This is a genomic window from Bacteroides sp. PHL 2737, assembly GCF_004115325.2.
GTDB classification, from domain to species: domain Bacteria; phylum Bacteroidota; class Bacteroidia; order Bacteroidales; family Bacteroidaceae; genus Bacteroides; species Bacteroides hominis.
In genome coordinates, this window is record NZ_CP040630.1 from 85,286 (window position 1) to 103,067 (window position 17,782).

At 39.0% G+C, this 17,782-nt stretch carries 19 protein-coding genes; 6 read left to right on the forward strand and 13 right to left on the reverse strand.

From position 1 onward, the window contains the following. Positions 1-20: 20 nt before the first annotated feature. The 11 genes from DBK98_RS00380 to updY all read right to left on the reverse strand — a co-directional run bounded on the left by DBK98_RS00380 (position 21) and on the right by updY (position 8,325). A complete protein-coding gene (locus tag DBK98_RS00380) occupies positions 21-551 on the reverse strand; it encodes a CatB-related O-acetyltransferase (protein WP_052510079.1) in 531 nt (176 codons plus the stop codon). Further along, positions 511-1,566 carry a glycosyltransferase family 10 domain-containing protein gene (locus DBK98_RS00385; RefSeq protein WP_050503146.1) on the reverse strand — a complete coding sequence of 352 codons (1,056 nt, stop codon included), beginning with the start codon at positions 1,564-1,566 and terminating at the stop codon, positions 511-513. The genes DBK98_RS00380 and DBK98_RS00385 overlap by 41 nt, the downstream gene beginning before the upstream one ends. Before the next feature lie 145 nt (positions 1,567-1,711). Continuing rightward, positions 1,712-2,461, reverse strand: coding sequence for a hypothetical protein (locus tag DBK98_RS00390; RefSeq protein WP_137570163.1), 750 nt, complete (start codon positions 2,459-2,461; stop codon positions 1,712-1,714). 98 nt (positions 2,462-2,559) lie between these two features. Beyond that, on the reverse strand, positions 2,560-3,936 hold the full coding sequence (locus DBK98_RS00395) for a lipopolysaccharide biosynthesis protein (RefSeq protein WP_137570164.1): 1,377 nt from the start codon (positions 3,934-3,936) through the stop codon (positions 2,560-2,562). A gap of 175 nt (positions 3,937-4,111) precedes the next feature. Then, positions 4,112-4,435: a hypothetical protein gene (locus DBK98_RS00400; protein ID WP_010993527.1), complete on the reverse strand. Its 324-nt coding sequence runs from the start codon at positions 4,433-4,435 to the stop codon at positions 4,112-4,114. Continuing rightward, entirely contained in the window at positions 4,432-5,163 is a 732-nt protein-coding gene (locus DBK98_RS00405) for a glycosyltransferase family 2 protein (RefSeq protein WP_010993528.1), read from the reverse strand. The genes DBK98_RS00400 and DBK98_RS00405 overlap by 4 nt, the downstream gene beginning before the upstream one ends. Positions 5,164-5,165: 2 nt before the next feature. Next, positions 5,166-5,882, reverse strand: a complete 717-nt coding sequence (locus DBK98_RS00410) for a glycosyltransferase family 2 protein (RefSeq protein ID WP_010993529.1) — start codon at positions 5,880-5,882, stop codon at positions 5,166-5,168. Next, positions 5,879-6,511 (reverse strand): HAD family phosphatase, encoded by a 633-nt coding sequence (locus DBK98_RS00415; RefSeq protein ID WP_010993530.1) that lies wholly within the window; start codon positions 6,509-6,511, stop codon positions 5,879-5,881. Before DBK98_RS00415 ends, DBK98_RS00410 begins: the two co-directional genes overlap by 4 nt. 11 nt (positions 6,512-6,522) lie before the next feature. After that, entirely contained in the window at positions 6,523-7,143 is a 621-nt protein-coding gene (locus DBK98_RS00420) for a hypothetical protein (protein ID WP_010993531.1), read from the reverse strand. A 98-nt stretch (positions 7,144-7,241) separates the two neighbouring features. After that, a complete protein-coding gene (locus tag DBK98_RS00425) occupies positions 7,242-7,727 on the reverse strand; it encodes a UpxZ family transcription anti-terminator antagonist (RefSeq protein WP_033572592.1) in 486 nt (161 codons plus the stop codon). A 58-nt stretch (positions 7,728-7,785) separates the two neighbouring features. Next, positions 7,786-8,325 carry a capsular polysaccharide transcription antiterminator UpdY gene (gene updY / locus DBK98_RS00430; RefSeq protein ID WP_033572591.1) on the reverse strand — a complete coding sequence of 180 codons (540 nt, stop codon included), beginning with the start codon at positions 8,323-8,325 and terminating at the stop codon, positions 7,786-7,788. Positions 8,326-9,104: 779 nt separating this feature from the next. Between updY and DBK98_RS23025 the strand changes: the two genes are divergently transcribed. The 3 genes from DBK98_RS23025 (at position 9,105) to DBK98_RS00440 (ending at position 10,730) form a co-directional block, all read left to right on the forward strand. Then, a complete protein-coding gene (locus DBK98_RS23025; RefSeq protein WP_032536762.1) occupies positions 9,105-9,338 on the forward strand; it encodes a hypothetical protein in 234 nt (77 codons plus the stop codon). 71 nt (positions 9,339-9,409) lie between these two features. Then, positions 9,410-9,757 (forward strand): SH3 beta-barrel fold-containing protein, encoded by a 348-nt coding sequence (locus DBK98_RS00435; RefSeq protein WP_005781572.1) that lies wholly within the window; start codon positions 9,410-9,412, stop codon positions 9,755-9,757. Positions 9,758-9,896: 139 nt separating this feature from the next. After that, positions 9,897-10,730, forward strand: a complete 834-nt coding sequence (locus DBK98_RS00440; protein ID WP_032536761.1) for a DUF4373 domain-containing protein — start codon at positions 9,897-9,899, stop codon at positions 10,728-10,730. Between the two features lie 328 nt (positions 10,731-11,058). Here the strand turns inward: DBK98_RS00440 and DBK98_RS00445 are convergent, their stop codons facing one another. Continuing rightward, complete coding sequence (locus tag DBK98_RS00445; protein WP_032536766.1) at positions 11,059-11,631, reverse strand: DNA-3-methyladenine glycosylase I; 573 nt, start codon at positions 11,629-11,631, stop codon at positions 11,059-11,061. 198 nt (positions 11,632-11,829) lie between these two features. Between DBK98_RS00445 and recJ the strand changes: the two genes are divergently transcribed. The 3 genes from recJ to DBK98_RS00460 all read left to right on the forward strand — a co-directional run bounded on the left by recJ (position 11,830) and on the right by DBK98_RS00460 (position 16,474). Next, entirely contained in the window at positions 11,830-13,548 is a 1,719-nt protein-coding gene (gene recJ / locus DBK98_RS00450; protein WP_005808615.1) for a single-stranded-DNA-specific exonuclease RecJ, read from the forward strand. Beyond that, positions 13,545-15,449, forward strand: a complete 1,905-nt coding sequence (locus DBK98_RS00455) for an ATP-dependent DNA helicase RecQ (RefSeq protein ID WP_032536760.1) — start codon at positions 13,545-13,547, stop codon at positions 15,447-15,449. The genes recJ and DBK98_RS00455 overlap by 4 nt, the downstream gene beginning before the upstream one ends. 62 nt (positions 15,450-15,511) lie before the next feature. After that, positions 15,512-16,474 carry a lipopolysaccharide assembly protein LapB gene (locus tag DBK98_RS00460; protein ID WP_005781582.1) on the forward strand — a complete coding sequence of 321 codons (963 nt, stop codon included), beginning with the start codon at positions 15,512-15,514 and terminating at the stop codon, positions 16,472-16,474. A 68-nt stretch (positions 16,475-16,542) separates the two neighbouring features. Here the strand turns inward: DBK98_RS00460 and DBK98_RS00465 are convergent, their stop codons facing one another. Next, a complete protein-coding gene (locus DBK98_RS00465) occupies positions 16,543-17,778 on the reverse strand; it encodes an MFS transporter (RefSeq protein ID WP_005808620.1) in 1,236 nt (411 codons plus the stop codon). Positions 17,779-17,782: the final 4 nt, after the last annotated feature.

Here is a 17,782-nt window from a genome sequence, read left to right on the forward strand (position 1 = left end):
TTTTTAAAAATATAGCTGATCTATTCAATATTCTCTTCCCTCAGCTTTTCAATAACCTTATTGGCTTCATCTACATCCAGATTCCACCAACTCGTTTTTTCGATATTTAAAATGCAGGAAGAATCGAAACGGTACCTTAATATACGTGCAGGAACTCCTACAACAATAGCATAGGGTGGTACATCTTTCGTCACTACTGCACCAGCACCAATTATTGCACCACGTCCCACCTTTAATCCTCTCAAAATAATAGCACCTGTCCCAATCCAGACATCATCTTCTATAACTATTGGAAGTTGAGTTAATACGCTTTTATCTTTATAGAAAAACACATTTGTAGATATATCATTCGTCAAATGCTCTCCATGGCCTATATTTACATTATTAGCAATGGAGACATAATTCCCTATGGTACTCCATGAAATAATACAATTGTACCCAACATAACTATTAAATCCAATAGTAGTATTTCCATTAATAATTGTTCCAGGCATTACTTTCACTTTCTTTTTAAACCACATCCACCTTTTTAAGTATTCCTTTAATAACATAGTATATTCTATAATAATTTAATTTCCATATATTAGCTTTGCCTCTTTTACAAAATTCTTTTTGCAAAACAATTGCCATACTCTCACAAAAGAAGGAAGAAGTAAACAAGTCTTTCTTAGAGCTTTGCAAATACCTATTTATATTATCAATATATTTTACATAATCCTGATAAGTCATAGAAGATAAAAAATTATCCAGTTCACATATATTATTAAATTTTGGGTAGTCAATATAACATTCTTTTGGAATATAGTTTAACACATTGTTTGCCCCCCAATAAACAGGTACTACCCCAGAGATAAAGCAATCAAATATTTTTTCCGTAATATAACCATTAACATTACACATATTTTCTAAGCATAAAGCAAACTTAAAATTTCTATAAACATCACTCTTCCTTAAACATTCTCCTTTAAATGTTCTCATGCCTTTTGACCACCCTCTTCCATATAATTCAAAAGTATCTCCGCAACCTTGTTCATAAAATCGAATAACTTTCAAGCGCTCTGAATATAATTCACTTTTATGGGAAGAAAACTTATTCCCTGAAATATTCACTAACAATTTCTTCTTATTAAACTCCTCTATTGTACATACGCTAATCAGTTTGTCAAAAAAGTACGGATAATTGATTTTAAAATATTTTATATTATCTACAATATCATCGTTCCACGTCATTATTGCGTCAAAAAACGATTCTATCTTTTTTAGGTTCTTCTTAGAATGCCTTTCATCCACCACTTCTGGTTCCCAAGCAAAATAAACTAACTTCTTAACCCCGTTTTTAATACATCGGAGCAAAAGTTTATAATCAAGATAGAAAAATAGTACACAGTCAACATCCTGTAAATCACTGTATTTATCAATAGTATTGATATCATAAGTATCCTTTAACTTTTCCTTTATTTCAAAATAAGGAGTTATCAAATTATCCGCATTTAAATTGCAGTCCGTTATGTCAAACAACTTATTGTTTAGTAATCCATCATAAAATGGAACAATACCAATTTTCATCACTATTTTAATTCTATTTTTGAAGAACAAATATCATTACCTTCATACAAATAATTAGATGAGCCAAAAGAGTTTTTACTTTTTTCTCAACTTAAACCTTACATTTGCTCTATATAAAACAAGCAAAACCTAATTTATACACTTCTTAATATTTGGCAATATCTTCGGCATAATTTCCTTTATTAATATTAATGGAATACATACCATATAATTTAATCGTATTTTCTATCCAGTTATCACAGTATGGTGCATCATTTGGTAACTTATCTTTCAAATAAGAAACACAACTATTATTATTAAAAACTATATTAGCTTTTTCTCTTACTCTCTTTGACCATTCAACGTCCTCTCCTTCACCCCATCTTAATTTTTCGTCAAGCAGATTGCGAATAAAAAAGTCTTTCTTCACTACGAAATAGGTACCACTAATATATTGATATTTTTTACACTGAATCTTATATGGCAATAGAGCCGGCCCTAAGTTAGGATAATCATAGACTAACCAATCCCTGGTTCTATTCCCATTTTTCAATTTGATTCTATTCATACAGATGTCATAATCTTGGCCAAACTCATCAAAACCTACTTTCCAACCTCTATTTAGAGATACATAATCATGCATTATTACTAGTTTATTATAAATAGCAACTTTAGCACCTATGTTTTTTTTAATTGTTATCCAACCGGCCAAAAATGGAAAGCTATAATATGGTATATACCTAATTTTATTATTTAATTGAGGGTAATCTCTATTTTGACCAATAACAATAATCTCATAGCGATCCTCACCAAATTCGTCTAAAATACTTTTAATAGAAGAATTTAACAATTTTTTATTCTTCCCATCTGTTATAATTATGAATGACCATCCTTCATGATATAAATCATTTTCCATACCAGAGTTTATATTACATCGGCGTTCGATATAGTCTAAGAAATACCTTACAAAAACAGTATGTTGAATAATGTTCTTTAAAAAACTACTTAGTATTTTCATCGATGATTATTTAAATTATTTATAATGACATTTTTACTTCTATTAAAATAAAACAGCATACGTTGAAACTCCTCTGTTTTCCGGTATATAATATAATTCATCACGCTAATCACAGAAATACAAACAAATAATTTAGCAATAAAAGAAATTATACCATTCCCCAAAAAAGAACAAATTACAAATGTTATAAAATAGCCAATAAACAAAACAATAATTCTCAACAACTGCCTTTTTATATATCCGGTAGATATATTACCAAAATATTCTTCTTTCAGAACTTTATAACGACCAATCCAAAACCCCAACATAGCTATAATAGTTCCAATATATACCCCAGCTATACCATAGCTATTAACTAACATAATCGATACAAATAAGCTTAACAACGCACCTCCCAAATTGTAAAATCTATCAATTTCAAATCTGCCAAAAACCTCCCTATAACACGAAACAAAATGAGAGGCAAAACCAATATACAATTTCATAGATATCAATATTACAACGAAAAGGGACAATACGTATTTCTCGCCTATCCAAATGGATATAAAAGGATTTATTAAATTTGCAAAACAAATAGAAACAGTTGATCCAATAATAAAAGAAAGTAATTCAAACATTCTGAACAGTTTAAATCCTTCCGCTTTATCTTCAGAATACACATAGTTTCCTATGCTGCCTTGCAAAGGTGAAAATATCTTTGAGAACGCAGCGGCAATAGCTTCTGATATCAATGTATAATTTGCTAACATTGCGACAGACTTTACCCCTAACGATGAAGATAAAACCAAACTATTAGTACTGCCAAAAATTGTACCAGCTATTTTAGACATATATACATTCTTCATATCCATGAAAAAATTTCTCTCCCTAAAATCAGGAATACTAACCTTGACTTCTTTTGAGTATGGATATTTCGTATAAGACATTCTAGCTATAATGATATTGGCAACAAATACAGAAATAGTCTGAATAATCAAATATGCGATATAGCTTTGAGTAGCAATAATTACAATAAACCAACTCAAATATTTAAAATAATTAGTTATTGTATCAATTTTAGTACATACATACTCACATTGATCAACTTTAAATAAAAGCCTTCTATAAGAGAAGCAATAAGAACCAACCATAGCTATTCCTCTAATAAGATATATTACTATAATATAGTTCCAATCAAACCCTTTGGACTTAATTAAAATGGGCAACAATGGGATTAAAAAGATGCTAATTATCCCCATAGCAACAGCTATGAATAGATACATCTTTTTGTACATTGACATTAAAACAGATACTTCCCTTCTATTATTCTCCGAAAAAGCTTTATACAGTAAATATGATATTAGCGACCCTGTCCCTACATCTACCAGTGCCATCAGAGAAAACATATTCTCAAACACACTGTCAAGCCCCAAATATTCAATATCTATATATTTTAAAAATACTTTTCGCAATATTAAGGACAAAATAAACAAAGAACCGTATGAAAAGACAGAGTAAAATATATTCTTTAAAGCTTTATTTGTCCTCATCTCAATTTATCACTGATAATCACAGGCAGTATTTATCATCATTTGCTCCAGGTAATTTCACAACTACATTCTGTGTACCATTTTCTAGACACTCAAAATCAGTCGCCTCATTGGGCTCCATAACTACTATATCTCCTTTGGAGTATTCTATTCCGTTCATCTTCACCTTACCACTGACGATAACAGTTATTTCCGTAGCAATTTTATGATAATGCTTCTCTTCATAGTCACCTTTGTTATAAGACTTAACTGCTACTTCAACATCGTTCGTTCTTAAAAGAGTTGGTTCAAAATTTCCTATAAACCAACCTTTTATCATATCCTCAAGTTTCGCTGTTTTCATTTATTTCTCTGCACTAAATCAATATATACATTTAAGTCTGTTGGAGTGCCGATTCCATGCATTTGATTTATGTTTATATTAAATATTCCGAATTTAAGTCCCTCTTGTATTCCAAAATTGTAAACCGGCGCAACATAGAATTCATTTTTTACACGTTCATTACGTATAATCATATCAATTGCATTTTTTACAAAAAAACCTCCTTTCGCAAAATAGTAGATACCGACAGTTGCAAATTCCGAAATAACAACTTTCTCTCTTATCTCAGTTATTAAACCTTCACCATCTATTTTGGCATAAGACCATTTTGTATCATGATCTTTAAAACACAACACTGAACCATCTAAATTTCGATTCTCACTATCATTGATAAATTCAGCAATGTTCATATCCACTATCTGATCCGAATTAGCAATTAATAACGGAGTATTATTATCAATAAGTTTATGAGCATGAAGCACTGTACAGGCTGCTCCTTCCGTCAAATTATCTATTAACACAAATTCGACATTGTATTTTGATTTTATCCAGTTCACAGTTTCTTGTTCATTCTCAAAATGCTCTTTACGAGTTAAAAGAATAAACCTAGCATCAGGCATATTCAAGTTATCCAAAACATGACAAATCATAGGCCTACCTAATACATCAATGAATGGCTTTGGCTTTTTATAACCGGCTTGTGCGAAGCGACTACCCGCTCCGGCCATAGGAATCACAATATTAATCATCTTTATTTCTTGTTTATATAGTTTTCATACATTTGAGTCGTCGCAAACGATATATATTCCTTTTTATCAATTTTATATACACCTACTTTTTTTTGTCTCAATATCAATTCATTAAAAGTAGAGCTTATATAATAACTACCATTTAGCTGAACATCTTTTTTTAGAACCGAAAAGCATGATTCCACTAAATCCAAGCCCCTTTTATAATAATAAATTCCAGCTGTTGCAACATTAGAAATAGGACGTTTTTCACTTGTTTGCACCACCAAGCCTTGCTCGTCCAAACAAACATAGCTCCATCTGGGATGAACGGACTCAAAAGTAACTATGCCGCCGTCTAAGTTTCTTTCTCTAAAATCAGCAATAATATCATTTATATCGTACTTCACCAATTGATCCCCATTAATCAGCAATACCTCATCTTCATTATTTATTGAATCAATAGCAAACAAAGTGGTACATACAGCTCCTTTTGTGGAACCAGAAATACAAACGACATCCGCAAATGGTGCTAAAATCTTCAATGAACTTCCTAAGAAGAACTGATCATTATCTTCCTTACGAATAATAAAAGTGATTTTACAGTCTATCTTTTTAAGAGACTCCACAATGTTCTGTACAAGAGGTTTATTATCTAGTTCTAAAAAATATTTAGGATAAGTATAGCCTTTCTCTTTGAAGTCATTACTGTCTCCAGCCATCAATGCAATTACGTTCATATATTATTCTCTATTTCATTTATACGATTAATTATATTCGAGTAGGTGACGTCATTGATTGTCTCTACTTTGAGAAGATTAGCTCCACTGGCTAAAGCTGCTTTAACCCCATTCTGATTGTCTTCCACTACCAGACATTCTTCAGGAGACAAACCCAGCCTGTTTATTGCCGTAATATAAATTTCCGGATCAGGTTTGGATTTTTTTACATCTTGATTAGATAAAGAGAAATCTAAATATTGATTCAAATCTGCTTTCTCCATCATCATATCTATGGTAACCCGTACCGAATTCGAGGCCAGTGCCAAACGAAAACCTTCCGATTTTAAGCGTGATAAAGCATATTGATGAACAAAAAGAGGCTTACATTTCATATATACGTACTCCATCGTATATATTTGCTTCATATCATTGATCAATTGATGTAAGCTTTTCGGAAGCCCCCTCTCTACCGTCATCATTTCGAGTTTTTTCGCTGTCGGCAAACCATCAAATGTAACCAAATGGTCATATCTAGATATTTCAAATCCAAAAAGCCTTAAAGCCTTATTCAAAGCCTCATAATGCCATTCTTTGGCATCAATAAGAACCCCATCCATGTCAAATATAACAGCCTTAATTTTATCCATTTTTACATTATTTATTTATTAAAAAAAAAGTCAGCTTCCATAGGAAAATCTGTACATAACATCAAGTTAGCATGATTGAAACTTGCATACTTGTTCCAAACTTCTTTATATGGACGTCTGTGCAATTCTGGTGAGACAATACATACTTTTTTACCACTTTTAAGATGCTCTTCCAAATTACCCCAGCTAATCCACTCACTTTTAAAACAATCCATCCAAACATAAGAGGATTGACTGTAAAAAGGAAATTCTTTTTCATATTCTGAGTGCCGGGTAGCTATATTCATATTATCAAGAATATAATCTATTGTATCAGGTATAGACATATCAAATAAAAAATATTTCTTTATCTGATATGTATTTAGCATGTCCTTTAATAACTCTTGCAGGCCATCTGCTTTTATATTCAAAGCTAGGGTGCTTTCCGTACCACTATCACGATACAATCTGAAAATTTCCTCAGCAGTAGGCTCATTACCCAACGGCATATTATGAGATATTACAATTGTACCGTTATTATCTCTATAATCTGTTTCAAAGCCATAACCATTATCAATAGCACGCTTGATTGCAGTTAAGGTATTCTTCTCAGACTCTTTATTCCAGAATCCTCTATGAGCTATTATTTCCATTTTCTTTCAATAAATTAGTTCAAAATACATAAGTTATAAATCACACAATTACACCTAAAACATGTAGAACACAATCTACAATAGATTATTACAATAAATTAATCAACTATATCCACATATGGATACGGATTTTCCTCCAAACGCCTTAAATGCTCCACCATCTCAAACTCTTCCCTCGTCAATTCCCGCTCCTTCCAACCGTCTATTATTGCGTGTGCCTCCGCTGCCAGCTCTTCGTCAAAGACCTCGGCGTAACAGGCTACCAACAAACGGCATTTCAAAAGCGAGACGGGAAGTGTATCCAAGATATCCCAACTACGATTGAGAACCGACTGGATTTTATCTTCCTTATCACCGTGATTATAAATGGTAGCATTATAGCCGGTCAACAAAGCAATACAAAGAGAAGCTTCCTCTTCGAGGGTACGTCCATGTGAACCGAAAAGATGCTCACAACGATGATACACATCCGTATTTAACTGACGGAAACGGTCGGAGTAGATGGGTTCGCCATCCAGACCTAAATGGAGAAGTTCGTGCGAAACAGCGCACAAAGAATCGATTTCTGATTGCAAAGACAACATGGTGATTTATTTACGTATTGGAATATGCACCACAGAGGGCACAGAGTTCACTGAGTTTTTAATTCTTTATTAGTTCGATTAAAGAGGGATGAATGAAAGCAGTGGCAACTGCCATAACCCCCTGGATGGAAACCACCACACGGCGGTCACCTTTAATACGGACAAACTCACCCTCGACACCCTCAAAGATGCCACCGGTGACACGGACACGGTCTCCCTTCTTCATGGAAACGGTGGAAGGATCCAGATAAACAACCTGTTCATCGTAATTACCGGCAACAGCAATAAAACTACGCATCTGGACTTCAGGAATGGTAATGGGCTGACGGGTCTCACGGTCCATGATATAACGAATGGGAAGAGAAGCGCCGACAGTGGATTTCATTTCGTCAACCTCACTGCGGGTGGCATAAACAAAAACCAGGTTGTGAACAACAGGAACCAGTTTGCGGATCTTACGCTCACCACGGAATACGTATTCGTAGCGCATGGGAAGAAAATTCTTCACTCCACGGGAGTCCAGGTATTCCTTAAAGGCAAGCTCACGGCTATAGGTGATACGAAGGGCGTACCAGGATTTATCAATACTCTTGTTCACGAAAGGATATGATTGGGGGACACCGGGGTAGTGAAATACCTTCCGGTCAAGTTTGCTAATTCTGTTATTTGCCTTGCAGCGTATATCATTTCATCAGGTACTCCCCTATCGCAGGAGAGACGGTTTGAAAAGGGATTCAGAGCAAAAAAGACCATCTTCACAAAGAAGCAGGGAATTTTTGATCTTAGATTTTGTAAACAAGCGTATTATGAAGCAGAAATGTTTCAATAGACGTTCGTTTAAAAACACATGATTTTTGTATATAAATCAGAAGAGGGCAGAAAACAAAATCAGACAGATAATAAGCCGTTTTTTATTAATTCATAAACACCTATTGCTTAGTATATTAAGACAACGATCAAAAGAGCAAAATCATTTTTTTTATTAAACATTTTGTAGTTCTAAAAATACCCTCTATCTTTGCGTTCAATTAAACGAACGTCTATTGAAACACTTATCTTTTTATCCAATACGACATTGTATATCAAATAATTAAATTATAGAAGAGTATTCATTTCCCCTTTAATTTCACATTTACTTGTTCACTGACAGATTCCTTTCTACCTTTGCAACATATTAACTTCATTTAAATATTAACTAAATAAATCATCCAATGAAGAAAGAAAAGGTATTATCTCAAGTCATGAACAAAAGTGTAAAAAAACGCCAATAAGAAAACACAATCAACTATAACAGAAACAGTTATAGAAACAAGAGGAAGAAAAAAGGGAGTACCGATACAAGGGATTATCTCCAACAATGAAGGGATCATAAAAGCGTTGATAAGATCCTATATCATAGATGCAAAGCTACAAAACATCAATACATGTCAGGCTTCACTAACACGCTACATTTATGAAAAAGAACTCTTCGGAAAGCTCAGAGGTGGAGTATTCAAACCACTGGATTATAGCACAATCAAGACTTATATAAATAGCCTGTGGAAAGAGGTAGAAAAGGAAAATACGAAACCGAAGATCAACCGCCGAAATACGTACAATGAATTTTATTGAACCGGAGTACGTCCGGACCCACTTATCTTTGAGGCAACAATCTATTTATTAACCTTTTAAATCATAGGAATATGAAAAAGAGAAAAAGACACGCCTCACAAAGCGAATCACTGAGACTGAAATGGAAAAGACGCATCATCTTCGAAAAAGGATACACAGAGTCCTGTGCAGAATGGATGGCGGAACGATTGGAAGCGTTATTAGATCATATGCTATACGGGCATGCGACGGTGGCTTACCGAAAACAGGACGGAAGTTTCCGGATGGTAAAGGCAACACTGATCCACTACGAGACGGAGTTCCGCAAAAAGTACGATCCGATGGCTGTGGAAGGTGCCGTAGTCTACTGGAATGTGGACGAACAGCGATGGACAACATTCCAGGTGGAGAACTTTATGGAATGGAGACCGACAGTATAGATCGGACACCACAGATTACACGGATTTTCACAGATGAATTATTTCTATTTTGAGGAATCAAATGAAAACATCTTTGGGAATCCGGGGTAATTCGGTATAAAAGTATTACGGATAAAAAAACAACTAATCTAAAAAAACAATGGCAATAGCATACGACGGAATCAACTATTTCCCGGTAGGCGTAAACTTCATGGAAGAGAACGCAATGGAAGTGATAGAGGCAAAATACGGAATAAAGGGGGCGGCAATCGTACTGAAGCTGCTTTGTAAAATATACAAGGAGGGATACTTCATCCGTTGGGATGAAGAACAGTGCCTGATCTTTGCCAACAAGGCGGGAAGGGAAGTGCAGGTAGCTGAGGTACAGGGGATCATCGAAATTCTCTTCATCAAAGGAATATTGGACAGAAACAGTTATCTGGAAAACGGAATACTGACTTCGGCAAACATACAGAAGGTATGGATGGAGGCGACAAAGCGAAGAAAAAGGGATCTGAAAGCATTGCCCTATCTGCTGGTGAAAGACTTGACTCAGCAGGAAGATGAAGCGCCGGAAGGTGAAAATGTAACCGTTAATCCGGGAAATGTAGTACATGATGTAGCCGTTAACGCAAAAAATGCATGCAATTCCGGACAAAGTAAAGTAAAAGAAAATAAAGCAGAGGAAAATAAAGAATTTCCCCCCTCAGCTCCCCCCAAGGGGAAGGAGGAAGAAAGGAAGGAGGATTCTGCTTCTCTCCCGATACCGGGATACGCTTTCAATACGATGACGCACAATTATCCGGGACTGACGGACACACTAAAAAGATTGGGAATAAACGAAGTGAGCGAAGTAAACGCCATTCTCAGGCTGTCGGACTATGGAAGAAAGGGAACAACGGTGTGGCGGCTGATTGCCAACACTTGCTGGAGTGACATTGGGGCGAAAGGAAGGTATCTGATTGCGGCACTGAATAAGGCAAAAAGGAAATAAACGGATAGTGCAAGATCTCCGTTTATAGTTGATAAAAAAGCAAGTATATCGGTTATAGCCCGCAAAGACCTTCAGTAAGGCTAAGAAGTGAAGATCGAACTTAACAAACTGAAAAACAAGATATTCAAAGTACAAAATATCTGTCAGTAAAAGCTTTGTTTTAACACAGAGTTAAAGTTCGTTTTTCGTCTGCAAATAACAAATTCTTTAAATGCAAAAGACTTGTTATTTGCAGACAAGAACAAAACCATCGGAAAATGGCATTAACAATGTTAACGGGCAAAAGGCATAAGATATCCTCTATCACTGTACATAGTTATATTGTTATTTATCTTTTTCGACAGACACAATCCGCCAGATGATCATTAATAAATCCGGAGGCCTGCAAGTGGGCGTAACAAATCGTAGTTCCGAAGAATTTAAATCCCCGTTTTTTCATATCCTTACTCATAGCATCAGATTCGGGAGATGATACCGGAATCTCACTTAATGACTGAAAACTGTTGACTATTGGTTTTCTGTCGGGAAAGAATGACAGTGTATAGTTATAAAAACTACCGAACTCCTTTTGTACGGCGAGAAATGACCTTGCATTTGTGATTGTCGATTTGATCTTCAAACGGTTTTTCACAATGCCATCAAAGTGCATCAACCGTTCAACATCTTCATCGGTCATTTGTGCCACCGACTCAGCATCGAAATTGCAAAAGGCTTTGCGATACCCCTCACGCTTCTTAAGGATGGTTATCCAACTCAAGCCAGCCTGAGCACTCTCCAATACAAGAAACTCAAACAGCGTCTTGTCATCGGTCACCAATTTTCCCCACTCTTGATCATGGTACTTCACATACAGTTCGTCACTCCCGCACCAACCGCAACGTCCGTTTATTATATCTTGCATAATCATAACACTTAATAGTACGATACAAAGATAGTAGATTCACCATGTCGCACCAAATATCAATAAACAAAACACAAGCAATTATTTTTTTCAGTATATACCCCTCACTTCCGGTTTTTTTCGTACTTTTACAGCTTGTTGGAAAGTTATGCACTTCCGGCATCTGAGAACAGATAAAAAGAAAAAACAATATATAAAATGAATCACAAATGGAATTATCGACCCATTACACAAGAACAGGCAGAGACAAGCCGGGCACTGGCTCAGGAACTGGGTATTAGCCCGGTCCTGGGACAACTTTTGGTGCAAAGGGGAATTACAAAGGCACAGGATGCCAAGAAATTCTTCCGTCCACAATTGCCCGATTTGCATGATCCATTCCTGATGAAGGATATGGACATAGCAGTGGAACGCCTGAACATGGCAATGGGAAAGAAAGAGCGCATTCTGATTTATGGAGATTACGATGTGGACGGCACCACCGCTGTGGCACTGGTCTACAAGTTCATTCAACAGTTCTACTCGAACCTTGACTATTACATCCCCGACCGTTACAACGAAGGATACGGAATTTCCAAAAAAGGAGTTGACTATGCCGCAGAGACAGGAGTAGGACTTATCATTGTGCTGGACTGCGGAATTAAAGCAGTGGAGGAGATTACGTATGCCAAAGAGAAGGGAATTGACTTCATCATCTGCGACCATCATGTACCGGACGATGTATTGCCGCCGGCCGTTGCCATTCTGAATGCCAAACGACTGGATAATACATACCCATACACCCATCTTTCGGGATGTGGCGTAGGGTTCAAATTCATGCAGGCTTTTGCCATCAGTAACGGCATCGAGTTTCATCATCTGATTCCGTTGCTCGACCTGACCGCTGTAAGCATTGCATCGGATATTGTACCGATCATGGGCGAAAACCGTATCTTAGCCTATCATGGACTGAAACAGCTGAACAGCAATCCGAGCGTAGGGCTGAAAGCGATTATCGATGTATGCGGATTATCGGAGAAAGAAATTACGGTGAGCGACATTGTATTCAAAATAGGTCCGCGTATCAACGCTTCCGGACGTATACAGAACGGGAAAGAAGCGGTAGACCTGTTGATTGAGAAGGATTTCTCGGCAGCACTTGAGAAAGCCGGACAAATCAACCAATACAATGAAACCCGGAAGGATCTGGATAAAAGCATGACGGAAGAGGCCAATAAGATTGTAGCCGAGCTGGAAGGATTAGTGGATCGCCGTTCCATAGTGCTTTACAATGAAGACTGGCATAAAGGAGTGATCGGAATCGTAGCCTCACGGTTGACAGAAATTTACTATCGTCCGGCAGTGGTATTGACGCGGACAGATGACATGGCGACAGGTTCGGCACGTTCGGTATCCGGCTTCGATGTTTACAAAGCTATCGAGCATTGCCGCGACTTGCTCGAAAACTTCGGAGGGCATACCTATGCTGCCGGACTCTCGATGAAAGTGGAAAACGTACAGGCATTCACCGAACGATTCGAAAGTTTCGTGTCGGAACACATACTGCCTGAACAGACCAGTGCAGTGATCGACATCGATGCCGAAATAGACTTTAAAGACATCACTCCGAAGTTCTTCAATGAATTGAAACGATTCAACCCGTTCGGTCCCGATAATCAGAAACCGGTGTTCTGCACGCACCACGTGTACGATTATGGAACAAGCAAAGTGGTCGGACGCGATCAGGAACATATCAAGCTGGAACTGGTAGATAACAAATCGAACAACGTGATGAACGGAATCGCTTTCGGACAAAGTTCGCACGTAAGATACATCAAAACCAAACGCTCATTTGATATCTGCTACACCATTGAGGAGAACACCCACAAACGAGGGGAAGTACAGTTGCAGATTGAAGATATCATGCCGATAGAGTGACTTACCAAGAGATTTTAAAACAATACTGGGGTTATGATTCCTTCCGCGATTTGCAGGAGGACATCATAACCAGCATTGGCAATGGCAAAGACACACTGGGACTGATGCCCACCGGAGGCGGAAAGTCAATCACCTTTCAGGTTCCTGCCCTTGCCAAAGAGGGATTGTGCATTGTCATCACTCCACTGATCGCCTTAATGAAAGATCAGGTGCAGAACCTGAAAAAACGCGGAATCAAAGCGGTAGCCATCTATTCCGGAATGACACGGCAAGAGATTGTAGTGGCATTAGAGAACTGTATCTTTGGAGACTATAAGTTTCTCTATATCTCTCCCGAACGGCTGGATACGGAAATTTTCCGGGCCAAACTCCGGTCAATGAAAATCAGCATGATCACCGTGGACGAAAGCCATTGCATCTCGCAATGGGGATATGACTTTCGTCCGGCCTACCTGAAAATAGCAGATATCAGAGAACTGGTGCCGGATGCTCCGGTGCTAGCACTGACCGCTACCGCCACCCCCGAAGTGGTGAAAGACATACAGGAACGTCTCCACTTCCGCCGGGAAAATGTATTCCGTATGAGTTTCGAACGGAAAAACCTGGCATACATTGTCCGCTCCACCGATAATAAAAACGGAGAATTGCTTCACATCCTGAACCGGATACAGGGCAGTGCAATCGTATACGTACGCAGTCGGCGGAAAACCAAAGAAACGACCGAGCTGCTGGTAAATGAAGGAATCACTGCCGACTTTTATCATGCAGGGTTAGACAATGCAACCAAAGATCTCCGCCAGAAACGATGGCAAAACGGTGAGAGCCGGGTAATGGTAGCCACCAATGCGTTTGGTATGGGTATTGACAAACCGGATGTACGCATCGTGATCCATCTGGACCTCCCCGACTCCCCCGAAGCTTATTTCCAGGAAGCCGGACGGGCAGGGCGTGACGGTCAGAAAGCATACGCAGTCATACTCTACGCAAAATCGGATAAAACGACACTCAACAAACGTATTACGGATACCTTTCCGGATAAGGATTATATAAAAGATGTGTACGAACATCTGCAATACCACTATCAAATGGCGATGGGCGACGGACTGGGATGCATGTATGACTTCAGCCTGGAAGAATTCTGCCGTAAATTCAAATATTTCCCCGTACCTGCCGACAGTGCTCTGAAGATACTCACACAGGCCGGATACCTGGAATATACCGACGAACAGGACAATGCCTCACGAATCATCTTCACGATCCGCCGGGATGAATTGTATAAACTCCGTGAGATGGGGGAAGCCGCAGAGAAACTGATACAAATGATTCTGCGATCTTACACGGGTGTCTTTACAGACTATGCCTACATCAGCGAGCAGACTCTGGCGGTACGTACGGGACTGACCCGGCAGCAGATTTACGACTTGCTGGTGATGCTGAGCAAGCGCCGTATCGTCGACTACATTCCGCATAAAAAGACACCTTACATTATATATACGCGCGAACGGGTAGATTTGCATTATCTGCAGATTCCCCGGGCGGTATACGAAGAAAGGAAAGAGCGCTACGAGAAACGCATTCATGCCATGGTGGAGTATGTTACTTCAGAGAATGTCTGCCGCAGCCGGATGTTGCTCCGCTACTTCGGAGAGAAGAACGAACACAACTGCGGACAATGTGATGTCTGCCTCAGCCACCGCACACAACCGGACGTGCCACAAAGCAGCTTCGACGAATTAAAGGAACAAATAACGACCCTGCTGAAAGAACACCCGATGACTCCGGCAGAGATAGCTTCGCACATAAATACAGATAAAGAACAGTTGGGCGAAGTGGTACGGTTTATGCTGGACGAGGGCTTGCTAAGTTCAGAGAACGGGTTGCTCACCGAAAAAACTTCCTGAAAAGCAGTAAGGGTATGTGATGAAATTACTACATTTGCAACCAAACTAAAAAAACATCGATCATGCCAAACTTCTTTAAATCTTTTTTCTCAGGTAAAACAGAAAACCCTGAGGAGGAAAAACAGAAAAACGCCAAAAAGAACTTTGAGATATTTAAATATGACGGCCTGCGTGCTCAACGTATGGGACGCCCGGACTATGCCATTAAATGCTTCAACGAAGCACTGGCCATCGAAGAGGATTTCGAAACACTGAACTATCTGAGCCAGATTTACATGCAGACCGGAGAGTTCGTGAAAGCACATGAACTGCTGGAACGTATGATTGCATTGGAACCGGAACTGACGAGCACGTACCTGACGCTGGCCAACCTGTGCTTCATGCAAGAAAATTATCAGGAAATGGCCGATGCTGCCCAGAAGGCCATCGCATTGGAAGAGGGTAACGCAATGGCACACTACCTGTTAGGTAAAGCCAATCATGGATTGGATAACGGAATAATGACCATTGCCCATCTGACAAAGGCCATTGTGCTGAAAGATGATTTCACGGAAGCCCGGCTGCTTCGTGCCGAAGCACTGTACAAAATGCAGCAATTCGCAGAGGCTATGGAAGATATTGAAGCCATACTTGCGCAGAATCCGGACGAAGAAGCTGCCCTCCTGTTACGTGGCAAAATAAAAGAAGCCACCGGAAAGCAGGAAGAAGCCGAAAACGATTACCTCAGTGTGACGGAAATGAACCCTTTCAACGAACAGGCCTATCTATATCTGGGACAATTGTTCATTACACAGAAGAAACTGTCTGCGGCTATCGAACTGTTCGATGAAGCAATAGACCTGAATCCGAACTTTGCTGCGGCCTACCACGAAAGAGGACGTGCCAAACTGCTGAACGGTGACAAAGAAGGCTCAGTAGAAGATATGAAGAAATCGCTGGAACTGAACCCGAAAGAAGGGGAGAACCTGAACGGACAGTTCAATAATCAGCAGGCAGAGACTACTCCAAACGTATTGGGATTGTAAACTAACCGTTCTGATACAGTCATTTCCCGGACCGGAATCTTACTCCCTGTCCGGGAAACGATTATGTATCATTCCATATTATCCGTGTGTGGACGAAGAAAGCACAACTGCATACCCAAAGCCAGCAATACAATACCTCCCAGAATAGCAAATCCCAATCCCAGATTGCCACCGTCCGTCCATTTTCCAAACAAGCTTGTTACAGCTGCTCCGGCAAAAACTCCGGTCATATTCATTATACCATAGGCTGTTGCCCGATATTTGGCCGAAACAAACTGGCACAAAATAGGCATATTATTGGCATCGAACATACCGAAACCGACACCAAACAGAAATCCCGCACCTACTATACTGATGAAACCATTGCCTAAGCCCAATAAAAGAAGCGCAGGTATGGTCAACCCTAACCCGATTGCGCCTGTATAGATACGTCCGCGTATGTCTTTGCATACCCAACGGTCTGACAATAACCCTCCCAGAATAACTCCGATAAAAGAAGAGACAGCAATCGTTATAGTGGATATAGGACCTGCCTCAGCCATAGGGATATCAAGATTCTCAGCGTACAGGGTAGGCAACCAATTCTTCGTAGCCCATCCGGGAAGACTGGGAGCTGCAAAATAGAACAGAATAATCCAAAAAGCAATATTACCGAATAAAAGAGTCACTCCTTTAAACAACGGAATCTTTTTTGATTTATCTGTATGCATGGCCCGAATGACCCTGGCATGCTCTTCATTCTCACGAAGGAATATAATCAAGACCAATGCATAGACAATGCCTACAATACCGAACCAATGGAATGTAGTATGCCACGAATAGGCCGCAGCTACCGTAGCGCCAAACCCGCCAATGGCCTGACCGGCATACAATCCCGTCATATGGATACCGACTGCCAGCGAACGTGATTTCTCCTGATGCCAATCGGCTATCAAAGAGAGGCCCGCAGGAATGTATAATGCCTCACTGACTCCCATCAATGCGCGCAACCAGTAGATTTGATTAAATGTATCGGCATACCCCATGCCATAAGTGACTGCCGACCAGACAAAAAGACTCCCGACAATCAACCATTTACGACTGACGCGATCGGCAATAATTCCTGCCATCGGACTCATAAGACCGTAAATCCAAAGGAAAACTGCCATTAGCCGCCCAAAATTGGTAGCCGACTGCAATTCTATAATATCTATCTGCATCGCATCTTTCATGGTTGACAGCATCTGACGATCCATATAATTTAATAATGCCACAAACCATAAAAGTCCGACAACGATCCAAGGATATATTTTTCTATCTTTCATACCA